20 protein-coding genes and 7 tRNA genes are annotated in these 22,693 nt (G+C 69.8%); 16 read left to right on the forward strand and 11 right to left on the reverse strand.

Going from position 1 to position 22,693, the window contains the following annotated elements:
• Positions 1-343: 343 nt before the first annotated feature.
• Both KF823_10380 and KF823_10385 read right to left on the reverse strand, forming a co-directional pair.
• Positions 344-676, reverse strand: coding sequence for an H-NS histone family protein (locus tag KF823_10380; protein MBX3726314.1), 333 nt, complete (start codon positions 674-676; stop codon positions 344-346).
• Positions 677-1,201: 525 nt separating this feature from the next.
• Positions 1,202-2,902, reverse strand: coding sequence for a proline--tRNA ligase (locus KF823_10385; GenBank protein ID MBX3726315.1), 1,701 nt, complete (start codon positions 2,900-2,902; stop codon positions 1,202-1,204).
• A gap of 651 nt (positions 2,903-3,553) precedes the next feature.
• Between KF823_10385 and KF823_10390 the strand changes: the two genes are divergently transcribed.
• The 3 genes from KF823_10390 to KF823_10400 all read left to right on the forward strand — a co-directional run bounded on the left by KF823_10390 (position 3,554) and on the right by KF823_10400 (position 5,445).
• Entirely contained in the window at positions 3,554-3,919 is a 366-nt protein-coding gene (locus KF823_10390) for a hypothetical protein (protein ID MBX3726316.1), read from the forward strand.
• Between the two features lie 317 nt (positions 3,920-4,236).
• Positions 4,237-4,962, forward strand: a complete 726-nt coding sequence (locus tag KF823_10395) for a hypothetical protein (GenBank protein ID MBX3726317.1) — start codon at positions 4,237-4,239, stop codon at positions 4,960-4,962.
• A gap of 27 nt (positions 4,963-4,989) precedes the next feature.
• Positions 4,990-5,445: a hypothetical protein gene (locus tag KF823_10400; protein MBX3726318.1), complete on the forward strand. Its 456-nt coding sequence runs from the start codon at positions 4,990-4,992 to the stop codon at positions 5,443-5,445.
• Positions 5,446-6,022: 577 nt separating this feature from the next.
• On the opposite strand, the gene KF823_10405 is transcribed toward KF823_10400, so the two are convergent.
• Positions 6,023-6,099, reverse strand: a tRNA-Asn gene (locus KF823_10405).
• Between the two features lie 159 nt (positions 6,100-6,258).
• Here KF823_10405 and KF823_10410 point away from each other — a divergent pair.
• The 3 genes from KF823_10410 (at position 6,259) to KF823_10420 (ending at position 7,011) form a co-directional block, all read left to right on the forward strand.
• Positions 6,259-6,335: transfer RNA gene (locus KF823_10410), tRNA-Arg, on the forward strand.
• 209 nt (positions 6,336-6,544) lie between these two features.
• Positions 6,545-6,621: transfer RNA gene (locus KF823_10415), tRNA-Pro, on the forward strand.
• Positions 6,622-6,934: 313 nt separating this feature from the next.
• Positions 6,935-7,011: transfer RNA gene (locus KF823_10420), tRNA-Arg, on the forward strand.
• A gap of 327 nt (positions 7,012-7,338) precedes the next feature.
• Here KF823_10420 and KF823_10425 read toward each other — a convergent pair.
• Positions 7,339-7,725, reverse strand: coding sequence for a DUF4326 domain-containing protein (locus KF823_10425; protein ID MBX3726319.1), 387 nt, complete (start codon positions 7,723-7,725; stop codon positions 7,339-7,341).
• 78 nt (positions 7,726-7,803) lie between these two features.
• On the opposite strand from KF823_10425, the gene KF823_10430 reads away from it, so the two are divergent.
• From KF823_10430 to KF823_10455, 6 genes are all read left to right on the forward strand, one after another.
• Positions 7,804-7,878, forward strand: a tRNA-His gene (locus KF823_10430).
• A gap of 132 nt (positions 7,879-8,010) precedes the next feature.
• Positions 8,011-8,085 (forward strand) — tRNA-Lys (locus KF823_10435).
• A 43-nt stretch (positions 8,086-8,128) separates the two neighbouring features.
• Positions 8,129-8,213, forward strand: a tRNA-Leu gene (locus KF823_10440).
• Positions 8,214-8,290: 77 nt separating this feature from the next.
• The gene (tig, locus tag KF823_10445; GenBank protein MBX3726320.1) at positions 8,291-9,607 is read left to right on the forward strand and encodes a trigger factor; all 1,317 of its coding nucleotides are present in this window, start codon (positions 8,291-8,293) and stop codon (positions 9,605-9,607) included.
• 242 nt (positions 9,608-9,849) lie between these two features.
• Positions 9,850-10,482, forward strand: coding sequence for an ATP-dependent Clp endopeptidase proteolytic subunit ClpP (gene clpP / locus KF823_10450; GenBank protein ID MBX3726321.1), 633 nt, complete (start codon positions 9,850-9,852; stop codon positions 10,480-10,482).
• A 17-nt stretch (positions 10,483-10,499) separates the two neighbouring features.
• A complete protein-coding gene (locus tag KF823_10455; GenBank protein MBX3726322.1) occupies positions 10,500-10,961 on the forward strand; it encodes a CoA-binding protein in 462 nt (153 codons plus the stop codon).
• A 105-nt stretch (positions 10,962-11,066) separates the two neighbouring features.
• Here the strand turns inward: KF823_10455 and KF823_10460 are convergent, their stop codons facing one another.
• The 5 genes from KF823_10460 to KF823_10480 all read right to left on the reverse strand — a co-directional run bounded on the left by KF823_10460 (position 11,067) and on the right by KF823_10480 (position 16,281).
• Complete coding sequence (locus KF823_10460; GenBank protein MBX3726323.1) at positions 11,067-12,008, reverse strand: peptidylprolyl isomerase; 942 nt, start codon at positions 12,006-12,008, stop codon at positions 11,067-11,069.
• 153 nt (positions 12,009-12,161) lie between these two features.
• Positions 12,162-12,476 carry a multidrug efflux SMR transporter gene (locus KF823_10465; GenBank protein ID MBX3726324.1) on the reverse strand — a complete coding sequence of 105 codons (315 nt, stop codon included), beginning with the start codon at positions 12,474-12,476 and terminating at the stop codon, positions 12,162-12,164.
• Positions 12,477-12,612: 136 nt separating this feature from the next.
• The gene (locus KF823_10470; GenBank protein ID MBX3726325.1) at positions 12,613-14,466 is read right to left on the reverse strand and encodes a diguanylate cyclase; all 1,854 of its coding nucleotides are present in this window, start codon (positions 14,464-14,466) and stop codon (positions 12,613-12,615) included.
• Between the two features lie 211 nt (positions 14,467-14,677).
• Positions 14,678-15,655, reverse strand: coding sequence for a serine/threonine protein kinase (locus tag KF823_10475; protein ID MBX3726326.1), 978 nt, complete (start codon positions 15,653-15,655; stop codon positions 14,678-14,680).
• Positions 15,652-16,281 carry a class I SAM-dependent methyltransferase gene (locus KF823_10480; protein ID MBX3726327.1) on the reverse strand — a complete coding sequence of 210 codons (630 nt, stop codon included), beginning with the start codon at positions 16,279-16,281 and terminating at the stop codon, positions 15,652-15,654. Before KF823_10480 ends, KF823_10475 begins: the two co-directional genes overlap by 4 nt.
• 159 nt (positions 16,282-16,440) lie before the next feature.
• On the opposite strand from KF823_10480, the gene KF823_10485 reads away from it, so the two are divergent.
• From KF823_10485 to KF823_10500, 4 genes are read left to right on the forward strand one after another with little or no spacing between them, the layout of a single operon-like run.
• Positions 16,441-17,301: a hypothetical protein gene (locus tag KF823_10485; GenBank protein ID MBX3726328.1), complete on the forward strand. Its 861-nt coding sequence runs from the start codon at positions 16,441-16,443 to the stop codon at positions 17,299-17,301.
• A gap of 22 nt (positions 17,302-17,323) precedes the next feature.
• Complete coding sequence (dctP, locus tag KF823_10490) at positions 17,324-18,328, forward strand: TRAP transporter substrate-binding protein DctP (protein MBX3726329.1); 1,005 nt, start codon at positions 17,324-17,326, stop codon at positions 18,326-18,328.
• Complete coding sequence (locus KF823_10495) at positions 18,328-18,849, forward strand: TRAP transporter small permease (GenBank protein ID MBX3726330.1); 522 nt, start codon at positions 18,328-18,330, stop codon at positions 18,847-18,849. Before dctP ends, KF823_10495 begins: the two co-directional genes overlap by 1 nt.
• A gap of 2 nt (positions 18,850-18,851) precedes the next feature.
• The gene (locus tag KF823_10500) at positions 18,852-20,129 is read left to right on the forward strand and encodes a TRAP transporter large permease subunit (protein MBX3726331.1); all 1,278 of its coding nucleotides are present in this window, start codon (positions 18,852-18,854) and stop codon (positions 20,127-20,129) included.
• A gap of 36 nt (positions 20,130-20,165) precedes the next feature.
• Here KF823_10500 and KF823_10505 read toward each other — a convergent pair whose 3' ends face one another.
• Both KF823_10505 and KF823_10510 read right to left on the reverse strand, forming a co-directional pair.
• The gene (locus KF823_10505) at positions 20,166-21,443 is read right to left on the reverse strand and encodes a polyhydroxyalkanoate depolymerase (GenBank protein ID MBX3726332.1); all 1,278 of its coding nucleotides are present in this window, start codon (positions 21,441-21,443) and stop codon (positions 20,166-20,168) included.
• A 166-nt stretch (positions 21,444-21,609) separates the two neighbouring features.
• On the reverse strand, positions 21,610-22,692 hold the full coding sequence (locus tag KF823_10510) for a calcium/sodium antiporter (protein MBX3726333.1): 1,083 nt from the start codon (positions 22,690-22,692) through the stop codon (positions 21,610-21,612).
• Position 22,693: the final 1 nt, after the last annotated feature.

Consider the following 22,693-nt stretch of genomic DNA (forward strand, 5'->3'; position numbering starts at 1 on the left):
GGGAGCAGGGGAGCAGGGGAGCAGGGGAGCAGGGGAGCAGGGGAGCAGGTCAAGCGGGAGGCGTGCGCTGCTTGCGGCGGCGCCGCACTTCTCCCCTCCCCCGCGGGCGGGGGAGGGGCCGGGGGAGAGGGCAGCTGGGTCAAGGCGTGGTGCAGAGGGCTCGCCTCGCACTCTTCGGGAGTCTTGCCGCGCACAGGTTGAGCGCGTGCCGATTCACAACCGGTGGTGGCGAAAGGCGCGTGACCCTGGCTGCCGGGACCGACGCTCGCGGCAGGGTCCGGGGGCATGGAGCCACCCCTGACCCGACCCGGCCAGCCCCGTTGCGGGGCTGGCCGGGGACCGATCACTTGATCAGCAGGTCGGCTTCCTTCTTGCCGCTGTCGAGCAGGCCCTGGAACCAGCGCGGGCGCTTGCCACGTCCGGTCCAGGTCTGCTCGGCATTGGCCGGATTGCGGTACTTGGGCGGCACGACGCCGCGCTTGCCGCCCTTCTTGGCGCGCGAGGCCTTGCCGAACAACTCCTCAATGGAATAACCGCGCTCGCGGGCGAAGGCGATGACCTCGCCACGTACGGTATCGAGCTGCTCGCGGTGCAGGTTTTCCTTGCGGTCCTGGGCCTGTCGGATCAATGCGTCCAGCTCCGATTGCGAAAGTTTGGTGATATCGACACTTGCCATTGCATTCTCCGTAAAGCGCGCGTGGGAAAAGCCATTGCCGTACCGGGCTGTCTCGCCCGGGGCGGGAACGGAAAAACGGGTGGAACCGGCTTCGTACCACTGTCACCGGGAAACCGTGGCGTATTCAATCACATCCGACCGCGCAGGGAGTGTGATTTTCGTCACCGTTACGGTCGGGGACTGATTTTACAGGCGATTATGCGCTCCCACCCATCGCCGCGGCGAGGCAGTACCGTCTGCAACCTGCGTCGGCGAGCACACACTGAGCCCGGATGAGTCGGACACTTCCACACAACTGCCTGCGGGCAGCCCCCGAATAACCAGCGCGGGATTCTGGGCGAGCCTGGGAATACCCGTCCGGGCGGGGCGGACTCCGGGCCGAACGGGCTGCTCCAGCGTGCCTCCCGTTTCGCCCAGCCCATAGGGAAAGGGCGTATCGAGCCGGCTCGGGGCGCTGCAGGTCTTGCGCTAACCCCCAATTCCACGGACCGTTCCGGTCCCCGGTCCCCGGTCCCCCCATGCCGCTCAACCCCGCAGCAACTCCAGCAACCCCGCACGATCCAGGCTGCGTGCCTCGCTGTCGCGACGGCCACGGTACTCGAAGCTGCCGGCGGCCAGTCCCCGCTCCGACACCACGACGCGGTGCGGAACGCCGATCAGCTCGATGTCCGCGAACATCGGCCCCGGGCGCAGGCCGCGGTCGTCCAGCAAGGTCTCGATCCCAAGGCCGCGAAGCTCGTCGTATAGCGCGCCCGCGGCCGACTCGACCTCGGCATTGCCCTTGGGATTGATGATGCACACGGCCACCTGCCAGGGCGCCATCGGCGCCGGCCAGGCGATGCCGCTGGCATCGTGGTTCTGTTCGATGGCGGCGGCGACGATCCGCGACACGCCGATGCCGTAGCAGCCCATGTGCATGACCCGTGCGGCGCCGGCCTCGTCCAGCACCGTGGCGCCCAGCGCCTGCGCGTACTTCTGGCCGAGCTGGAAGATGTGGCCGACCTCGATGCCCCGGCACAGCGACAGCGTGCCGCGGCCGTCGGGGGAGGCATCGCCCTCGACCACCGAGCGCAGGTCCTCGATGGCGTGCGGCTCGGGCAGGTCGCGGCCCCAGTTGACGCCGCTGAGGTGGAAGCCCTCGGCATTGGCGCCGCAGGTGAAGTCGGCGAGCGCCGCGACCGCACGGTCGGCGATCACCGTGACCTGCCGGGCCGGCGCCACCGGGCCGATGAAGCCCGGCCGGCAGCCCAGGTGGTCGACGATCTCCTGGTCGGTGGCCAGCCGGTAATCGGGGCCGAGCGCGGCCAGGTTGCCGGCCTTGACCTCGTTGACCTCGTGGTCGCCGCGCACCAGCAGCAGCACGAAGCCGGCGGCACCGACCACCGCCACCGACTTGACGGTCGCGGCCAGCGGCTGGCCCAGCAGGGCGGCGACCTCGGCGCAGGTGGTCTGGGTCGGGGTCGACACCTTTTCCATGTCACGGGCAGGGGCTGGCCGCGGTCCGGGCGCGGCGGCGACCGCCTTTTCCAGGTTGGCCGCGTAATCCGAGTCCGGGCAGTACGCGATCACGTCCTCGCCGGAATCGGCCAGCACGTGGAACTCCTGCGAGGCATCGCCGCCGATCGCGCCGGAGTCCGCCTGCACGGCGCGGAAGCGCAGGCCCAGGCGCTCGAAGATGCGTGTGTAGGCCTGGCGCATGTTCTCGTACTCCGCCGCCAGGCACTCCGGCGTCACGTGGAAGGAGTAGGCGTCCTTCATAAGGAATTCGCGCGCGCGCATCACCCCGAAGCGCGGCCGGATCTCGTCGCGGAACTTGGTCTGGATCTGGTACACGTTCACCGGCAGCTGCCGGTAGCTGGCCAGCTCGCCGCGCGCCCAGTCGGTGACCACCTCCTCGTGGGTGGGCCCGTAGCAGAACTCGGCGTCCTTGCGGTCCTTCAGCTTCAGAAGCTGGCCGCCGAAACGCTGCCAGCGGCCGGTCTCTTCCCACAGCTCGCGCGGCTGGACCGAAGGCATCAGCAGTTCCAGTGCGCCGGCCCGGTCCATCTCTTCGCGCACCACCGCCTCCACCTTGCGCAGCACCTTCAGGCCCAGCGGCGTCCAGGTGTAGATGCCCGCCGCCAGCCTGCGGATCATGCCGCTGCGCAGCATGAGCTGCTGGCTGACCACGTCGGCATCGGCCGGCGTTTCCTTGGTGGTGTGCAGGTGGAAGCGGGACAGTCGCATGGCGGGCTGGTTGGCGGGCTCGAAGGGGCGGCCATGGTAGCGGGACTCGGGACTCGGGACTCGGGACCAGGGACCAGGGACCAGGGACCAGGGACCAGGGACCAGGGACCAGGGACCAGGGAGCAGGGAGCAGGGAGCAGGGACCAGGGGGACCAGGGAGCAGGGAGCAGGGAGCAGGGAGCAGGGAGCAGGGAGCAGGGAAGGTGGAGCAGGGAGCAGGAGCAGGAGCAGGGAGCAGGGAGCAGGGAGCAGGAGCAGGGAGCAGGAGCAGGGAGCAGGGGAGCAGGGAGCAGGGAGCAGGGCGGAGCAGGGAGGAGCAGGGAGCAGGGAGCAGGGAGCAGGGAGCAGGGAGCAGGAGCAGGAGCAGGAGCAGGAGCAGGAGCAGGAGCAGGAGTGCGGAGTGAGGAGCAGGAGCAGGAGTGGTGGAGCAGGAGCAGGAGCAGGAGCAGGAGCAGGAGCAGAGCAGGAGCAGGAGCAGGAGCAGTGAGCGGAGCAGGAGCGAGCAGGAGCAGGAGCAGGAGCAGGAGCAGGAGCAGGAGCAGGAGCAGGAGCAGGGAGCAGGAGCAGGAGCAGGAGCAGGAGCAGGAGCAGGAGCAGGAGCAGGAGCAGGGAGCAGGAGCAGGAGCAGGAGCAGGAGCAGGAGCAGGAGCAGTGAGCAGGAGCAGGAGCAGGAGCAGGAGCAGGGAGCAGGAGCAGAGCAGGAGCAGGAGCAGGCAGGAGCAGGAGCAGGAGCAGGAGCAGGAGCAGGAGCAGGAGCAGGAGCAGGAGCAGGAGCAGGAGCAGGAGCTGGAGCTGGAGCTGGAGCTGGAGCTGGAGCTGGAGCTGGAGCAGGAGCAGGAGCGGGAGCAGGAGCAGGAGCAGGAGCAGGAGCAGGAGCAGGAGCAGGAGCAGGAGCAGGAGCAGGAGCAGGGCGTGGTGATGGGCGATCTGCGTGGTCTGCTTGCGACGGCACCGCACTTCTCCCCTCCCCCGCGACGCGGGGGAGGGGCGGGGGAGAGGGCACTACGGGCCCCATAAAGCATTGGCAGTGCAGGCTTTTCTGTTGGGACTGCCGTTTCCACTCCCGGGCGATAGCCCTTGGCTTGTCCGGGGCGTGATACGAACGCCCCCGAGTCCCCGTATAAGGGACTGTCAGTGCGGTCGGTCTGGCGGGGCCCCGGGCAACCGGGATGCGATCCGGGTCACAAGTGTTTCAAAACACTTGACTTGCCCGGGTACCCCCCCTAGAGTCGCCGCGTCGGGCATCCGCCGTTCAGGTTGCGCTTAGGCTGCGCCGGGAAGGCAGATCAACTTGGCGGGCGCAAGCCCTGTTTCGACACTCAATCTGATGGGAGATGAATCAGATGTCTCGTAAGTTCAATGCTCTGCTGGGCCTGGGCGCCCTGGCTTTCGCCTCCTCCGCATTCGCGCAGTGCCCGAGCAGCCCGGTTCCGCCGTGGTCGTCGCAGTCGGCGCTGGGCGGTACGGTTGCGATCGTTGCCGGTGGATACGACGGCACTTCGTGCCGCATGAATGCCCAGATCACGGTCAACGGTCCTGGCGTCAATGCTTTCGTTCGCGACAACACGCCGGCTAACGAGCCGCGCTACCGCGCTCAGTTCCTCATCAACGTCGACACCCTGACCGGTCTGAACTCCATCCAGTCGGCCAAGGTCTTCGGTGCGAATACTGACGCCAGCCACCTCTCGCTGAGCGATGTCGTCCGCCTTTCGGTGTTCGGCAACCTCGCTGGCACCCAGAAGGTTCTGGGCATTCTGACCGTGTGCGAGGGCGCGGCCGGTAACCAGTGTTCCGCCACCACCCCGCTTGCCGCCGGCGTCAACCGTGTTGAGCTCGATTGGCAGAAGGGCCCGACCGGCTCGCTCCGCGTCTGGGTGAACAACACCAATGAGGCCTCGCCCACGCTGACTCTGAACGGCAACAGCAACGGCTGGGGTGGTGTGGACTTCGCGACCCTCGGCTTGGCGAACGCCAGCCCGGGCTTCCGTTCCAGCCAGCTCAACCGCGCGGTGGGTTTCGACGAGTTCGACTCGCGTCGCCAGACGTTCATCGGTAACTGATTTTTTGGTTCACTTAGGAGATAACGAATGAAGCGCGTTCTGTTCGCTTCCATTGCGCTGGCCTTCGGGGCCAACGCGATGGCCAACACCTGTGCCGCTCCGCTGCCTATCGCCGGTGGCACCATCAATGGCGATACCTGCACTGCGCCTAACAGCCTGCCGAGCTACGGCGGAACTGTCAGCCCGCAGCGCGAAGTCGTTTACAGCTTCGTGGCGCAGGATGCCAACGGCTCCGTTGCGATCAGCGGTCCGATTCCGGATGGTGCGGTGTTCCTGATGCCGTCGCCGTGCTCGTCCTCGACGGATCCGATCGCTTTCGGCTTCGCCGGCACCCCGATGGCTGTGACTGGTCTGACCAATGGCCAGACCTACTACGTCATCGTGACCACCGATCCGGGCGGTCCGAATGATGCTTGTGGCGCGTACACTCTGAACGTCACGCCGCAGCTGCCGGTCGAGTTGCAGAGCTTCACGATCGACTGATTCAACGTAGCCGAGTCCTGGTCTACGTGGTATTGGAAGGCCCGGCGCAAGCCGGGCCTTCTTTTTTGCAGAGAGCTGTGGTCCTGGCGGTAGCAGTCGTCGGATTCGCAACGCACCGGAGCAATAGCCCCGAGGTGCCGGTCCAGATGCGCTCTTGCGGATGCTCGATGGTGGCAAACACGATGCGATGGGACCGCCTGAGGACCCGTGTGCGCTCAGGTGTGCTCCCACACTGAGCGGTTGACCGGCGGGTTTCTTTGGGCGGCCTCACAGTGAGGGTGTCGAATCTTCTCGCGCTGTGATGTCTGCTGCGCTGGAGGTGCCGTCCTTGGGAGGGGGCAAGACCGATTCGTAGTTCTGGATGCAAGGGCAACCGCCTGTCCGGCGACTGCGTTGAACCGTCTTCGAGCGTGGGCATGAATGCGCTGAATCGACTCGGCGACGAGTCCTCGCCGATGCATGCGGTCATCCCGATCGGACGTCCTTGGACGCCAAGTCCCACCCGCGACACCATCACAAGGGGTCGCCCCCCCCGGAGCAGCAAAAAGGGCCTGCATCGCTGCAGGCCCTTGGTGACTGGCTCCCGAGGTCAGACTCGAACTGACGACCCTCTGATTAACAGTCAGATGCTCTAACCGGCTGAGCTACTCGGGATCGGGTCAGGGGCGGGATTGTGACGGCAGCGGACCAGCCCGTCAAGCGCAGGGAAGGAGGGGCGGGCACGTGGCCGAGCCGGCGAGCGCAGCCCGTCTGCAGGCGTTCGGAAGCCGGGTGTTGACGGATGCCGTCGGAGTCCCCATACTTCGCCGCCTCGCGCCCGTAGCTCAGTTGGATAGAGTACCAGGCTACGAACTTGGTGGTCGGAGGTTCGAATCCTTCCGGGCGCGCCATCTGTACCCACGACGGCTTCCTTCGGGAAGCCGTCGTGCTGTCCGGGCTCCGCCTCTGTTGGCGGCGCGACCAGTATGGCTCCGCCGCCATGTTCCTCGAGACGAGGTGGTGTGCAGGGCGTTCGTGAAATGGCGGAACAGCGTCTTGCCGGCGCTTCGCCTGCCGCTTACCATCGCGTCGACGCGAATGCCGTCGCCACATCCTTCGTCGGGGCATAGCTCAGCCTGGTAGAGCGCCAGCTTTGGGAGCTGGATGTCGAGAGTTCGAATCCCTCTGCCCCGACCACTCCATGCACGCCCCGGACCTCCAGCCGGGCGCTCGCAAGATCGACGACGTGCGCCGGCGCCCCGTCGCGCCGCGGCGCATGCGCGACCTCCGCGATGTCGTGGCAAACACTCATCGATGACACCCGGGGGCGCAGTTCGATTGCGCCGGCGTGCTGCAACGCGCCCGGCCCTTGTGGCCGCGATGCGCGAGGTGCTGTGCGTTCAGGAGTGCCCCGCTGATCGATAGCACCCGCTCGCGTGCCCGGGTGCCTGCGGCCAGCCCATGAGCGCGGCGGCGGCGCCTGGCCGTGCTGCGCTATCCTTCGCGGCACGCGCCCGTAGCTCAATCGGATAGAGCACCGGCCTTCTAAGCCGGTGGTTGCAGGTTCGATTCCTGCCGGGCGCGCCATCGAATCAAGGCCTTGCGCGTGCCGCTGGGCCGCTTCCTGAAAACTCTCCTGAAAACTCGGCTCAGGACGTGCTGTTTCCGCGTCCGCGCCCCGCAAGCGCCGCTCCGGAAACCTGTCCCAGGAATCGCCTTGCCCGGCAGGATTCGTGCCCCCTGATGGCCCGCCGGTTTCCGGGGGCGCCCCGGCTGAGTACCCGGAGCCAGGTGCACGGCAGCCGTCGGCCGTCCCACACTACCTCCGCGCCCTGGCGCTGTGTTCTCACCCCACGCTGGATCTCCGTCGATCGCGCAGGTGCACGCATGGACGCACGTCGCTGCGGGCTCACTCTACGCCGGGTTGCGCTGTCGCCTCGGTTTGGCTGCGGTAGCGCTGCCTGGCGGCGCCTGCGGCCGCGGCTCTACAGCGGAATTGGCCAGCTCGACCAGCACGTCGGCGTGGCAGGGTGCGTCGAGTGCGCACCAGCACGCCAGGTCGCGCCCGCGCAGCGACGGCAGCGCGACCAGCAGGCGTTGTCGCGCCTCGGCCAGGGGCGCCGGGCAGGCTGGGGTGGCAAGCCAGTCGCGGAATGCCTTGACGGCGGTGCAGGCATCCTGATCGCCGTCCACCCGGAACGGATCGCCGAAGCGGCCGGGACGGGCGACGCTGACCGTGCCGGGCGGCAGGCGCCAGCCCTTGCGGCGGGAAAGACGGATTCGGTGGGGCAGGTCGGTCATCGCCAGGTCCTGGCGCATCCGGGCGCCGCGCACTTGTGGCAATCCGTTTGCGGCCTGCTAGAATGCGCGTCCGCTGTGGTGGATGTAGCTCAGTGGTAGAGCACTGGATTGTGGCTCCAGATGTCGCGGGTTCGATCCCCGTCTTCCACCCCACTGTTCGAGGCTCCGGCAGCCGCCGGAACGATCGCCGGCCCGCACCCGGGTGCGCCGCCGGCAAGACGCCCGCGCCGTGATCTTGCACGCGGCGCCGGGAGTCGTCACAATCTCGCGTCTGCACGTCTCGGCGGGCTGTTAGCTCAATGGTAGAGCAGCTGACTCTTAATCAGTAGGTTCGGGGTTCGAGTCCCTGACAGCCCACCACTTTCCTCCGGGGCACGTGCACGCAGGCATCGATCCCACGCGGGCGAAAGTGGCGGAATTGGTAGACGCGCTGGATTTAGGTTCCAGTGGGGCAACCCGTGAGAGTTCGATTCTCTCCTTTCGCACCACGCCGCTGATCGACACCCACCGCCCCGCGGATTCCGGCCAAGCGTCCGGCTGCGGGCCACTTGCCGCAGGATCGTCCATGCAGATTTCCCTCGAGAACACCGGCACCTTCGAGCGCAAGCTCACGGTGACCCTCCCCGCCGACCGCCTGGACGATGCCGTCCGCAGCCGCCTGCAGCGCCTCAGCCGCGAGGTGCGCCTGAAGGGCTTCCGCCCGGGCAAGGTGCCGATGTCTGTGGTCGAGAAGCGCTTCGGTGCACAGGTGCGCGAAGAGGCCTACGGTGAGCTGGTGCGCGACTCGTTCGGCGAAGCGTTGCGCCAGGAGAACCTTCGTCCGGCGATGGCGCCGCGGATCACCCCGGTGGCGCAGGGCGAGCAGGGCGAGGTCGCCTATACCGCCGAATTCGAAGTGATGCCCGAGCTCGACAAGGTCGATGTCGCCGGCCTGTCGGTCGAGCGTGTCGAGTCTTCGGTGGCCGACCACGACATCGACGAGATGATCCAGACCCTGCGCCTGCAGCGCCGCACCTGGAACCGCGTGCAGCGGCCGGCGGTCGCCGGCGACATGGTGCTGTTCGAGCACGTGGCCGAGCACGAGGGCAAGCGCTGGCCCGCCGAGGGCGTGGATCGTGCCGGCACCATCCTGGGTTCGGGCGCCATGCTCGAGGGCCTGGAGTCCGAGCTGGTCGGGCTGTCTCCGGAGCAGGAGAAGTCCTTCGACCTGGCCTTCCCGGCCGATTGGCGCGACGCGCACCTGGCGGGCAAGACCGCCCGGGTGACGGTCAAGGTCAGCCATGTCCAGGAGTCGCAGCTGCCGGAGGTCGACGAGGCCTTCATCGGCAGCTTCGGCATCCCCGGCGGCGACATGGCTAAGTTCCGCGCCGATGTCCGCGCCAACCTGGAGCGTGAGCTGTCGAACGCGCTCATGCTTCGCCTGAAGAACACGGTCATCGGCCAGTTGCTGGATGCCCACCAGGAGCTGGCGGTCCCGCAGGGAATGGTGGCCGCGGAGGCCCAGGCGCTGCAGCGCGACGCCGAGCGCCAGCGCCAGCAGGCGCGGGAGCAGGGGCGCGAGCTGCCGCCGGTGCCGCCCACCGAGGCCTTTGCCGAACCGGCGTCGCGCCGGGTCCGCGCCGCGGTGCTGATCGGGGCGATCGCCCAGCAGAACGGCATCCGCCTCGACGCACAGCGGGTCCGCGAGGCGCTGGCCCAGATCGCCGCCACCTACGAGGAGCCGGACCAGGTGATCCAGCTCTACTATTCCAACGAGCAGCTCATGGCCGGCCTGCAGCAGCGCGTGCTGGAGGACCAGGTTGCGGAGTGGGTCGCCACCCAGGCGAAGGTGCAGACCCGTACGCTGGGTTTCGCCGAGGTGATGAAGCCGCAGCAGGGCTGAGGTTCCGCCATTCCTGGCACCGAAGAAACCGCGCCGCTGGCGCGGTTTCTCGTTTTCGGCGCTGCGCCAAGGGATCGCCCCCGCACGGCGGGCTGATCTGGCGGTGCCTGCCGGTGGCGGAAGCAGAGGTAGCAACCGACGCCCGGGTGGACGAGGCGGACAGTTCCCCCGATCGCGCTTGCTTTCCGGCCGCCCGACCCAAACTCTGGCATGCTGCCTTCAGAGTTTTCCCGGAGATCGACATGGACCGTACCCCGTTTTCCCCGCAGGCCCTGAACCTGGTGCCGGTGGTCGTCGAGCAGACCTCGCGCGGCGAGCGCGCCTACGACATCTACTCGCGCCTGCTCAAGGAGCGCGTAGTGTTCATGGTCGGTCCGGTCGACGACTACATGGCCAACGTGGTGGTCGCGCAGCTGCTGTTCCTGGAATCGGAGAACCCCGACAAGGACATCGCGCTGTACATCAACTCGCCGGGAGGCTCGGTCAGCGCCGGCCTGGCCATCTACGACACCATGCAGTTCCTGAAGCCCGACGTCAGCACCATGTGCATCGGCCAGGCGGCCAGCATGGGTGCGCTGCTGCTCGCCTCCGGCGCAGCCGGCAAGCGTTATTCGCTGCCGCACTCGCGGATCATGATCCACCAGCCCTGGGCGGGCGGCATCTCCGGGCAGGCGACCGACATCTCCATCCATGCCAAGGAGATCCTCGACACCCGCGAACGGCTCAACCGCATCCTCGCCCGCCACACCGGACAGGACATCGAGACCATCGCCCGCGACACCGACCGCGACAACTTCATGGATGCCGCGCGTGCCAGGGAATACGGCCTGATCGACCAGGTCCTGGAGCGGCGCCCGGAGGCGGTCCCGGCCTGACCGGCAGTGTCCAGGCGATGCCAGGTACGGCCCATCCGCTGATCCTCGCCGACGAGGCGGCCATCGCCGGGCTGCTGGCCGGCGTCCGCCGGATCGCGGTGCTGGGCATCAAGACGCCGGCGCAGGCCGACCAGCCCGCCTGGTACGTTCCCGAATCCCTGCACCGGGCCGGGCTCGACGTGATTCCGGTGCCGGTCTACTACCCCGAGGTCACCGAGCTGCTCGGCCGGCCGGTGCACCGTACCGTGGCCGGCATCGACGGCCCGGTCGACCTGGTCGATGTGTTCAGGCGCGCCCGCGACCTGCCCGGCCACCTGGACGACCTGCTGGCGGCCCGGCCGCGCGCCGTGTGGCTGCAGTCCGGCATCCGCGACGAGGCCTTCGCGCTGGCGCTGGCGCAGGCCGGCATTGCCGTTGTCCAGGACCGTTGCCTGATGGTCGACTGGCAACGGCTGGGTCCGCGTTTGCCCGGCGTCTGATCCGGCCGGTGCCAGCTGGCCTGGGCGGAATGCTTGCGGGGCGGGGGACCGGGGACCGGGGACCGGGGACCAAGGGGGCCTGGAACCGGATTCGGCTCGCTGCCTTCAGCGGGACTCGCTGGCGTCGCTGGCTGCGGGCAGACGCCGCACCGGCAACGGCACGTTGCACAGCTCGACGACGCCGGTGGGTTCGTGGAACCAGGGTTCGTGGCGGTTCCGGCGCGATTCGACCAGGCGCGCGAAGGTGGCGGTGTCGGTGCGCAGCACCTGCAACGGCTCGCGCACCTCGTCGGGCAGGTCGGCCGCAAGGTAGGCCGATTCGATGGTCACCCAGAGCCCCGGGTCCTCGTGGAATCCCATCGGGCCGCTGCCGCGGCGCAGGCTGGACAGGTGCTCGATGCCGGACAGCACGCGTCCGACCAGGGTGATGTTGCGGTCCAGGTGGCGCGGCCCGTGGCCGATCACGACGTAGAGCTGGCTGCCGTTGCCCGAGCCCGGGTCATTGCCACGCCCGACGCCGACCATGCCCGGGCAGTGCGCCAGCCAGGCCTCGCCGGTGGAAGAGGTGCGCGCCGCCGGGAAGCCTTGCACCCAGCCGACCTGTGGGGCATAGACATCGCCGTCAGGGAGCCGGGTGAACGGCAGGTCGGCGGCCGGTCGCACGAATTCCGGGTCGAGCAGCGAAGCCGCCTCGCCCAGCGGACGGGCCTTGCCCGGGTCGTCGGCATCGGGGTCGCCCCACTGCACCACGTAGTTCTCCTGCACCCGCAGGATCGGCAGGCCGTCCCAGTAGCGCTGCCGCGTCAGGCGCCGGACGTTCTCCGCATGGCGGGGCGCGAACGCCGGCGCCAGCTCGACGATCACCCGGCGCTCGCCCTCGAGGTCGAAGTAGACGAGGTCGGCCGGATCGGGCGTGCGCCAGTCGTCCGGACCGGCGACGGCCAGGACCGAGGCGAGCGTGGGCGGTTCCTGCACCGTTACGTCGGACGCCGCGCTGGCGGCGATCGTCGGCACGGCCAGGGCGAGAAGCAGGCTGGCAGGGCGCATGGCCGGTGTCCTCGGGCTGCTGGGGCGTCAGAGTATGGCGCGGATGGCGATGGCCCGGGCCGGCGCAGCGACCGCCCATGCGCCGGGGCCGGACGGAACCGGCTCTGCGCCACCGCACGGCGACGCGCACGGATACCGCCCCGGCGGCGTCGCTCAGCTCGACAGCTTCAGCCCGACCAGCCCGGCGAGGATCAGCATCACGCTGGCGACCCGAAGCGCGGCGGCGCTTTCGCCGAACAGCACGATGCCGGCGAGGAAGGCGCCGGCCGTGCCGATCCCGGTCCACGCCGCGTAGGCCGTGCCCAGGGGCAGGGTGCGAAGCGCCAGGGCCAGCAGCCAGAGGCTGACCATCATCGCCGCCACGGTGAGCACGGCGGGACCCGGGCGGGTCAGGCCGTTGGAGAGTTTCAGGCCGACCGCCCAGGCGATCTCGAACAGTCCGGCAAGTGCAAGCAGGGCCCAGGACATGGTGTGCTCCGATCCGATGGATGCGGGGCCGTCCCTGCGCTGGATAAGGGCGTGTCGCGGAAGCCGCCACGCCGGTCCGGGTCGTCCCGGACGGACGAATGGTGGCACACGGTGTGTCGCCCCCCGCTGAACGCGGTCAGTCGGCCGCCTCGCCGGTGCGCCGGGCCGGCGCCCTGGCGTGGACGCGGTTGCGGCCGGCGCGCTTGGCGGCGTACAGGGCGAGGTCGGCGGCATGCAGCAGGTCCTGCGGGTCCAGGCCCGGCCCCGGCGTCACGCCGGAGACGCCGGCGCTGACGGCGACCGAGAACGGCCGCCCGGAGTGGTCGACCAGCTGCAGGGTGCTGATGCGCTCTCGCAGCGCGTCGGCGCGCGCCTGCGCCGCGTCGACGCCGGTGTCCGGCAGCACCATGGCGAACTCCTCTCCGCCGAAGCGCGCGACCAGGTCGCCGGGCCGGCGCGCGCCGGCCGCCAGGCAACCGGCGATCCGGCGCAGGGCCTCGTCGCCGGCCAGATGGCCATGCCGGTCGTTGAGGTCCTTGAAGCGGTCGGCGTCGAAAAGCAGCACCGACAGCGGCCTGCCCGCCCGCAGCATGCGCCGCCATTCCTGGTCCAGGTGCTCCTCGAAGCGGCGCCGGTTGGCGACCCCGGTGAGGCCGTCGATCCGGGTCATCGCCTGAAGTCGCGTGTTCGCCTCGCGCAGGCGGGCGTTGACCTGCTCTACCTGGTGGCTGCGCTCGGCCAGCTCGGCGGTGCGAACACCGACCTCGGCCTCCAGCGCGCCGCGCAGGCGCGTTTCCGCGGCCAGCTTCTCGCGCTTGAGCAGGTTGATCCGGTCGCCCAGCGCGAAGGCCAGCAGCAGGACCTCCAGTGCCGAACCGATCTGCGCACCGTAGATGGTGACGAACACCGTCGGCAGCAGCCCCCACCAGGCGCCCACGTAGGCGATGACCCCGAAGATCAGCGCGCTGCAGGCCAGCAGGAAGAACCGGGCTGGGAGGTAGCCGCGATGCAGCACCCGCAGGCCGATGCCGAAGTAGGCCAGGCTGGACAACAGTGCCAGCAGGGCCAGTGCCGTGGTCGCCGGTTGCCAGAAGCCGGCCAGGCCCGCCAGCACGGTGAGCAGGACCAGCACGCTGAGTCCGTGCAGGGCCTGGTGGGCGCGCGGCGCCGTGCGCGGCAGATCGAGAAACACCTGCACGAAGCGGTTGCCGCTGGCGATCGCCAGGGCGATCAGGAAGAAGCTGGCCAGGCTGTTCCAGACCGGCCAGGCCGGCCAGGCCAGTTGCAGGCCGATGCCGGCACGAACGATCCAGATGGCGCCGAAGCTGAGCGCGTACAGCACGTACCACGCGTACACGCGGTCGCGCAGGCTGATCGCGAGGAACAGGTTGAACGCCGCCAGCGCCAGGATCAGGCCGGCATAGATGCCGTTGAGCAGTTCGAAGCGGCGCAGGCGCTGCTGGAAGCCTCGTTCCTCCTCGACGGCATCCAGGAAGCGGACGGGTGCCAGGTAGCCGTCGAAGCGGGCGCTGAAGCGCAGCAGCAGCTCGACCTGCCCGGGCGGCAACAGCAGCACCGGCACGTCGGCGCCCAGCGAGCGTGCGGCCAGCGGCACGGCACCACCGGTCCTGCCCCGCACCGTGCCGGCGCTGTCGAACAGGACGACCTCCTGCCAGTAGCGGGCCACGCGCAGGGCCATGGCGCGGCCGTGTGCCGCCTCCGGAAGGGTCAGCCGCAGCCACCAGTGCCGAAGCCCGCCCCGGCGTTCCAGCCCGGGAGGCGGGCTGCCCCTGCCGTCGCGCAGCATCTGCAGCGCACCCAAGGGCGACAGGCCTCCGTCGGGGTCTGCCAGGATCTCGATGCGGGCATCGAGATCTGCGCCATCGAGCAGCGGTGCCGGGTCGAGCGCCTGCGCCGCCGCCGGCATCGGCGCGAGCATCCCCAGCGTCGCCAGCAGCAGGCACAGCAGGGCGGGTAGGGGGCGGTGCACTGGCAGGGACTCCCCGGAACCAGCGGCCATCATAGGCCGCCCGTGTCGGCCCGATGTCTATTGCGCGAGCCGCCAGCCAACGAGAGCCGGACGGTCCTCGTCCCGCTTCGGGTCGGGCCGGTCCGGGATGGCAGGGCGACCGTCAGGCGCAGCGAGGAAACGCGCCTGCGCGCGGCCAGCGTGCGGTGACCCGGGCACGCCATCGGCATGGTCAGGCAGCCTCGCCGTCGGACATGCGCTCGAGCTGCTCCAGCAGGTCCGCCAGCAGCCCGTCCCAGTAGCGTGCCTGACCGAACCAGGGGAAGGCCGCAGGGAAGGCCGGATCGTTCCAGCGCCGCGCCAGCCAGGCGCTGAAGTGCAGCAGGCGCAGGCTGCGCAGGGGCTCGACCAGGCGCCACTGGCGGACATCGAAATCGCGGAACAGGGTGTAGCCCTCGAGCAGGGCGTCGCGGCGGATCGCCTGGTCCTGGTCGCCGGCCAGGAGCATCCACAGATCCTGGACCGCAGGTCCGGTCAGGCAGTCGTCGAGATCGACCACGCGCAGGTCGCCGTCGCGCAGCAGCAGGTTGCCCAGGTGGCAATCGCCGTGCAGGCGCAGGGTGGCCAGGGGGGCGAGGGCGTCGAATGCGGCTTCCGCAGCGGTCAGCAGGGCGTCGGCGACCTGCGCGAAGCGTGCTTCGATCGCCGGCGGCAGCCAGCCGTGCTCGAGCAGGAAGCGCAGGGGATCGCGCCCATGGCTGGCCGGATCCAGCCGGCCGCGATGCAGGAACGGCCGGGTCGCGCCGATCGCGTGGATGCGGCCCAGCGTGCGCCCGAGCAGCTCCAGCGTGTCCAGATCGTCGGGCTCGGGCGCGTGGCCGCCCACCACCGGGAACAGCGCGAAACGCCAGCCCTGGTGATGGTGCAGCGAGGCATCCCGGTGGACCAGGGGCGCGACCACGGGCAGTTCCGCGGCGGCCAGCTCCAGCGCGAATTCATGCTCCTCGAGGATCGCCGGGTCGCTCCAGCGATCGGGACGGTAGAACTTGGCCACCAGGGGCGCCGCATCGGCGATGCCGACCCGGTACACGCGGTTCTCGTAGCTGCCCAGGGCCAGCAGTCGGCCGTCGCAGTCCAGGCCCAGGGACTCCACCGCGTCGAGCACGGCCTCTGGCCCGAGGCCCGCGTAGGGTGCGTCTGGACCGTTCATCGGCGCCCGAACAGGCTGCGGCGCGGCGCCGGCGCGCGCTCCAGGGCGACGGCCAGATCCGCCGTACCGGGCAGCAGCCAGCAGTGGCTGCCGGCCTGCACCAGGCCGGCGTCCGCGAACGCCCGCCGGTACCAGTCCGCAGGCCGGGCATGGAAGCCGTCCAGGTCGCCCTCGACCTCGTCCTCGGCGCAGTAGGCCTCCAGCCACGCCAGGCCGTGGCCGTTGGCCACCAGGCCGGGCAGACCGGCGCGGACCTCGACGTCGTCCAGGTAGTGAAGGACATCGGCGCAGACCACGAGGTCGAAGCTGTCGTCGAAGCGCAGGCCGGAAAGGTCCCCGAAACGCGCCTCATGGAGGTTGCGGCTGCGTCCGAAGCGCTCGATGGCGTAATCGCTGCTGTCCAGTCCGAGGTACTCGACGCCGGGCCGCAATCGCCGCAGCGGCGCTCGCCAGGCGCCCTCGCCGCAGCCGACGTCCAGCACGCTGGCCAGGGGGCGACCCAGGTGGTACTCGGCGCAGGCCACCGCCAGCGCGACCTTGCGCGCCAGGGTCGCGGCGCGGTTGATGCCGTGCCGCCGGTACCAGCGGTCGAAGTAATCGCGGTCGTAACGCTTTCCGTCGGCCATGCGTGCAGTGTCCGGGCAGCGCGGGCAATTGCCAAGCGCGGCGGTGCCGCCGCTGCCGGAATCGGGGCTGACCGGAGAGCCCGGCTGCGACAGGAACCCCGGCCGCCAGACGCTAGACTGTCCGCCCCCGATATTCCGGAAGCGCCCCTGGCCACCCCCATGCCGACGCGAGCCGCCGCCGCCCTGGTCCTTGCCGCGCTTCTGCCGCTCCTGCACGGTTGTGCCGCCCTGGTCGGCCGGGCGACCTCGAACCTTGCCGGCAACCTCAGCGCCGGCATCGAGAACCACGACGACCCGGAGACCGTGGCCACCGCGCTGCCGGCCTACCTGCTGATGCTGGACGGCCTGATCGAGGGCAGCCCGGACAGCCCGGGGCTGCTGGTGGCCGGGGCTCGCCTGTACGGCGTCTACGCCGGCGTTTTCGTGGATCAGCCGGCGCGTGCCCGGCGCCTGGCACGGCGGGCCTACGACTACGCAGGGCGCGCCTTCTGTCCAACGCACCCGGGCATCTGCGCCTCGCGCGGCCAGCCGTTCGAGACGTTCGAGGCGCAGGTCGCGCAGCTGCCGGGCAGGGACCTCGAGGGCCTGTACGCCTACGCCGCCGCCTGGGCCGGCATGATCCAGGCCGACAGCGGCGACTGGGCGCTGATCGCCGAGATCCCCAAGGTCGATGCCCTGCTGCGTCGGGTGGTGGAACTGGACTCCGAGCATGCCGGGGGGCAACCATGGCTGTACCTGGGCGTGCTCGCGACGTTGCTGCCGCCTGCCTATGGCGGCAGGCCCGAGGACGGTCAGGCCCACTTCGAGCGTGCGCTCGCCCTGTCCGGCGGTCGCAACCAGATGGCCCGCGTGCTGTACGCGCAGCACTACACCCGCCTGGTGTTCGACCGCGAACTGCACGATCGTCTGGTTGCCGAGGTGCTGACCGCCGATCCCCGCGCCCCCGGCCTGACCCTGGTCAACGTGCTGGCGCAGCAACGCGCCGCCGAACTGCGCGACAGCGCCGACGACTACTTCTGAACTGGCATCGAAAGGAGCCCGGATGATCCGCTTCCCGACCCTGCTGGCCGTGCTCCTGGCACTGGCCAGCACGCCGACCCTGGCGGAGACCGTGTTCAAGGTCGCCACCCTTGCGCCCGAAGGCACCGCCTGGATGCGCGAGATGCGCGCCGCGGGCGAAGCCGTCAAGACCCGCACCGAGGGCCGCGTCTCCTTCCGCTTCTATCCCGGCGGCGTCATGGGCAACGACGCCACCGTGCTGCGCAAGATGCGGGTCGGACAGCTCAACGGCGGCGCCTTCACCGGCAGCGAGCTGGCCAGTGTCTACCCGGACACCATGATCTACGGCCTGCCGTTCCTGTTCCGCAACCATGCCGAGGTCGAGGCGGTGCGCGCGCGCATGGATCCGCTGATCGTCGAGGGTCTGGCCGAGCGCGGCTTCGTCGCGGTCGGCATCACCGGCGGCGGCTTCGCCTACCTGCTCGGCACCCGGCCGATCCGCGGTCGCGACGACCTGGTCCGGGCCAAGGCCTGGGTGCCCCAGGGCGACATCATCTCCGAGGTCACCTACGCCCAGGCCGGCGTCAATCCGGTGCCGCTGTCGATCGCCGACGTCTACACCGGCCTGCAGACGGGCCTGGTCGACACCGTCGCCAACACCCCTTCCGGCACGCTGGCCTTCCAGTGGCATACCCGCGTCCGCCACCTGGTCGACATGCCGATCGCCTACATCATCGGTGTGTTCGTGCTGGACAAGCGCACCTTCGACCGTCTGGATGCCGCCGACCAGGCGATCGTCCGCGAGGAGATGGCGGCCGGCATCGAGCGTCTGGATGCCCAGACCCGGCGCGACAACGACGCCGCCCGCGAGGCGCTGCGCGGCGAAGGCATCGAGTTCTTCCAGCCCAACGACGAAGAGCTCGCCTACTGGCAGGGCATCGGCGAGCAGGCCGCGGCACGCTTGATGGAGCGCGAGTCGTTCTCGCGCGGCAACTACGAGGCGATGATGGCGGCGTTGGCTGCCGCGCGCGCTGCGGCCGGCGGCTGATGGCGCAGGCGGGCCCGCGCTGGCGGTGGCTGCACCGGTCCGAGGACCTGGTGCTGGCGCTCCTGCTCGGGCTGCTGGTGCTGCTGGCGGTGCTGCAGATCGTCCTGCGTACGGTGTTCGACACCGGCCTGCTCTGGCTCGATCCGCTGCTGCGCGCCCTGGTGCTGTGGGTGGCGATGCTCGGCGCCATGGTGGCGGCGCGCGAGGGCCGGCACATCGGCATGGATCTCGCCAGCCGCCTGCTGCCGCCGCTGCCGGCGCGGATCGCGCGCCTGCTGTCCTGGGGCTTCGCCGCCGCGGTGTCCGGTCTGCTCGCCTGGCAGGCCGCCCGGATGGTCGCCGACGAGCGGGCCATGGGCACACTGGCGTTTGCGCAGGTGCCGGTCTGGTGGGTGCAGGCGATCCTGCCGGTGGCCTTTGCGGTGATCGCCCTGCGTCTCGCGCTGGGGGCCCTGGCGCCGCCCCGGCACGGTGGCGCCGATCAGCCTGCCGCCAGCTTCGACCCGGCTGCACCGCGGTGACCGTGGCGCCGTTCACCGTGCTGCTCGCGCTGCTGGCCCTGGTCGGCGCGCCGCTGTTCGCGGTGATCGCCGCGGTCGCCTTCTGGGGCTTCCACCGCGAGGGCCTGGACCTTTCGATCGTCGCCATCGAGTTCTACCGGCTGGCCGACATGCCGGTGCTGGTCGCCATCCCCCTGTTCACGCTGGCCGGCTACCTGCTGGGCGAGAGCGGCGCGCCGCGCCGGCTGGTGCGCCTGTCCGACGCACTGCTGGGCTGGCTGCCCGGCGGCCTGGCGATGGTCGCGCTGTTCATCTGCGCGCTGTTCACGGCCTTCACCGGGGCCTCGGGCGTCACCATCGTCGCGATGGGTGCACTGCTCTACCCGGCCTTGCGGCACGCGGGCTACGAGCGGCGTTTCAGCCTTGGCCTGATCACCACCTCGGGCAGCCTGGGCCTGCTGCTGGCCCCGGCCCTGCCGTTGATCCTGTACGCCGTGGTCGCCCAGCAGTTCGGCACCACGCCGCCGGTCGGCGTCGACGAGATGTTCCGGGCCGGTCTGCTGCCCGCACTGCTCATGGTGCTGATGCTCGGCGTCTACGCCTGGTGGCACGGGCGCCGCCTGCCGAAGCCGCAGGCGGCGGCGAGCTTCGCCGAGATCCGTGCCGCACTGCGCGACGCCGCCTGGGAGCTGCCGTTGCCGGTGGTCGTGCTGGGCGGCATCTACGCCGGCGTGTTCGCGGCTTCCGAGGCTGCCGCGGTGACCATCGCCTGGGTGCTGCTGGTCACCGTGGTCATCCGCCGCGAAGTGCCTCTGAGGGCGTTGCCCCGGGTGATGCGCGAATCGATGGTGCTGGTCGGCGCCATCCTGCTGATCTTCGGGGTCTCGCTGGCGTTCACCAACTACCTGGTCGATGCCGAGGTGCCGTCGCGCCTGTTCGAGGCGATCCGGGAACGGATCGACAGCAAGCTCGCCTTCCTGCTGCTGCTCAACCTCTTCCTGCTGTTGCTGGGCATGCTGCTGGACATCTTTTCGGCGACCGTGATCATGGTGCCGATCCTGCTGCCGGTGGCGCTCGGCTACGGCATCGACCCGGTGCACCTTGGCATCATCTTCCTGGCCAACCTGCAACTGGGCTACTTCACGCCGCCGGTGGGCATGAACCTGTTCATCGCCAGCTACCGGTTCAACGAACCGATCTGGTCTCTGGTCCGGGCCTGCCTGCCGTTCTTCGCCATCCTGCTGGTCGCGGTGCTGGTGATCACCTACGTGCCCTGGCTGTCGCTGGCGCTGGTGCGCTGACCGGGCAAGGCGGTCCGCCGGCCCGGCCGTTCGCCGTCAGACCGCCCGCAGGTGGCGCCGTGTCGCGGATCCGCTGTCGGCAGCGGCGATGAAGTCGCGCACCTGCGGATAGACCACCTGCCGCCAGCGTCGACCACTGAAGATGCCGTAGTGTCCGGCGCCGTCGACGGTGATGTGGTGCCTGCGCGCCGGGTCGATGCCCACGCACAGGTCGTGCGCGGCGCGGGTCTGGCCCGGACCCGAGATGTCGTCCAGTTCTCCCTCGATGGTCAGCATCGAGGTGTCCGAGATCGCCTCCGGGGCGACCCGCTCGCCGCGCACCTGCCAAAGGCCGCGCGGCAGCTGGTGCTGCTGGAAGACGATGCGGATGCAGTCCAGGTAGTACTCCGCCGGCATGTCGAGCACGGCGTTGTACTCGTCGTAGAAGCGGCGGTGCGATTCGGCATCGTCCATGTCGCCGCGCACCAGGTCCTGGTAGAAGTCCCAGTGCGAATTGATGTGCCGGCCCGGGTTCATGGCGATGAAACCGGCGTGCTGCAGGAAGCCGGGATAGACGCGCCGGCCGCGGCCGGGATAGTTGGCCGGCACTTCGTGGATGAGCTGGGTTTCGAACCAGCCGATCGGCCGGTTGGTGGCGAGGTCGTTGACCTGGGTAGGGCTCTGCCGGGTGTCGATCGGGCCGCCCATGAGCGTGACGCTGCGCGGCAGCGCCTCGCCGGCTGCCGCCATCAGCGACAGCGCACCGAGCACCGGCACGGTCGGCTGGCACACCGAGATCACGTGCAGCCGGGAAGCGCCGATGTGGGCGATGAACCCGCGGATGTAGTCGACATAGTCGTCGAGGGTGAAGGCGCCCTGCTCGACCGGCACCATGCGCGCGTCGATCCAGTCGGTGATGAACACCTTGTGGTCGGGCAGCAGGGTGCGCACGGTGTCGCGCAGCAGGGTGCTGTGGTGGCCGGAGAGCGGCGCCACCACAAGCACCACCGGGTCCTGCTTGAGGCCGTCGATGATGCGCGCGTCGTCGCTGAAGCGCTTGAAGCGCAGCAGGCGGCAGAACGGCCTGGCCTGCGCCACCTGCTCGACCACCGGAATGCGCACGCCCTGGGTCTCGACGCTGTGGATGTCGAACTCGGGCTTCTCGTAGTCCTTGCCGATCCGGTACAGCAGCTCGTAGCCGGCCGCCAGGCGGGCGGCCCCCGGCAGGTTGGCCAGCCAGCTGCCACGCGCGGTGAACATCCGGGCGCCGGCCTCGGCCAGGTAGGTGACCGGGCTCATCAGGGCCCGGTTGAACTCGTGAAACTGGTAGAGCATGTGTAGATCCTGCGGGCGCGGCCCGTGTTGCAGTGCAATATGGGCCGAGCATAGCCGCTTTTGGCGACCGCGGGCGTGACCGGCGACCCGACCATCGTCCAATGGCCGTTCTGATCGGTCGGATGGGCGCGACAGCGCGCCCCGGAAGGGCCGTGGGCGGACCGGCTCAGGCGGCCAGACGGCGCTTCCACTCGCGTGCCATGACCACCACCAGGGTGACCACGGTGAGCGGGATCACCACCGTGGTCATCACGAAGGTGTACTCGTCAAGGGCGTCGTGATCCTGGGCGTACAGGATCAGGTAGGTGGTGTAGGCCAGGTAGTAGCCGAAGAACAGCCCCCCCTCCCAGCGCGCGATCATGTTGCGCGTGAACAGGATCGGCAGGCAGGCGATCGCCGCCACCACCATCACCTGGATGTCGAAGGTGAGCAGGGAGCGGGCAACTTCCAGCCCCCCCGGGGTCAGCGCCGCGGCGACGCCGGCGACGCCGAGCAGGTTGAAGACGTTCGAACCGACGATGTTGCCGACCGCGATGTCGCGCTCGCCGCGCAGCGCGGCGATCACCGAGGTGGCGACTTCGGGCAGGGAGGTGCCGGCGGCGACGATGGTCAGGCCGATCACCAGTTCGCTGACACCCAGCCAGCGCGCGAAGGTGATCGCCGCGTCCACCAGCCAGTTGGAGCCGAGCACCAGCATCGCCAGGCCCGCGCCGATCGCCAGCAACTGCACGCTGCGCAGCCGCATCGCGCCCTTCTCGTCCGGGTCCGGCAGCTCGGCCTCGACGATCGCGGCCTCCTTGCCATTGCGCCGCGCCAGCCAGACCAGCATGGCCAGGTAGGCGCCCAGCAGCAGCGCCAGCACCACGCCCTCGGCGCGCAGCAGGCGGCCGTCCATGGCGAAGGCCGTGAACAGCAGGGACACGCCGACCATGATGGGCACCTCGCGCTTGACCACCTCGCGCTTGACCACCAGGGGCGTGACCAGGGCGGTCAGGCCCAGGATCGCCAGCACGTTGAAGATGTTGCTGCCGACCACATTGCCCATGACCAGGTCGGGCTTGCCGTCGAGGGCGCCCTTGATGGCCACCGCGAACTCCGGGGCGCTGGTGCCCAGCGCGACCACGGTGAGCCCGACCACCAGCGGCGAGATGCCCAGCCCCAGCGCCAGGCGGGAGGCGCCGCGAACCATCAGCTCGGCGCCGGCGACCAGCAGCACCAGGCCGGCTGCGAAGGACAGGATCGCCATCATC

The organism is Lysobacterales bacterium (assembly GCA_019634735.1).
GTDB lineage: Bacteria > Pseudomonadota > Gammaproteobacteria > Xanthomonadales > UBA2363 > Pseudofulvimonas.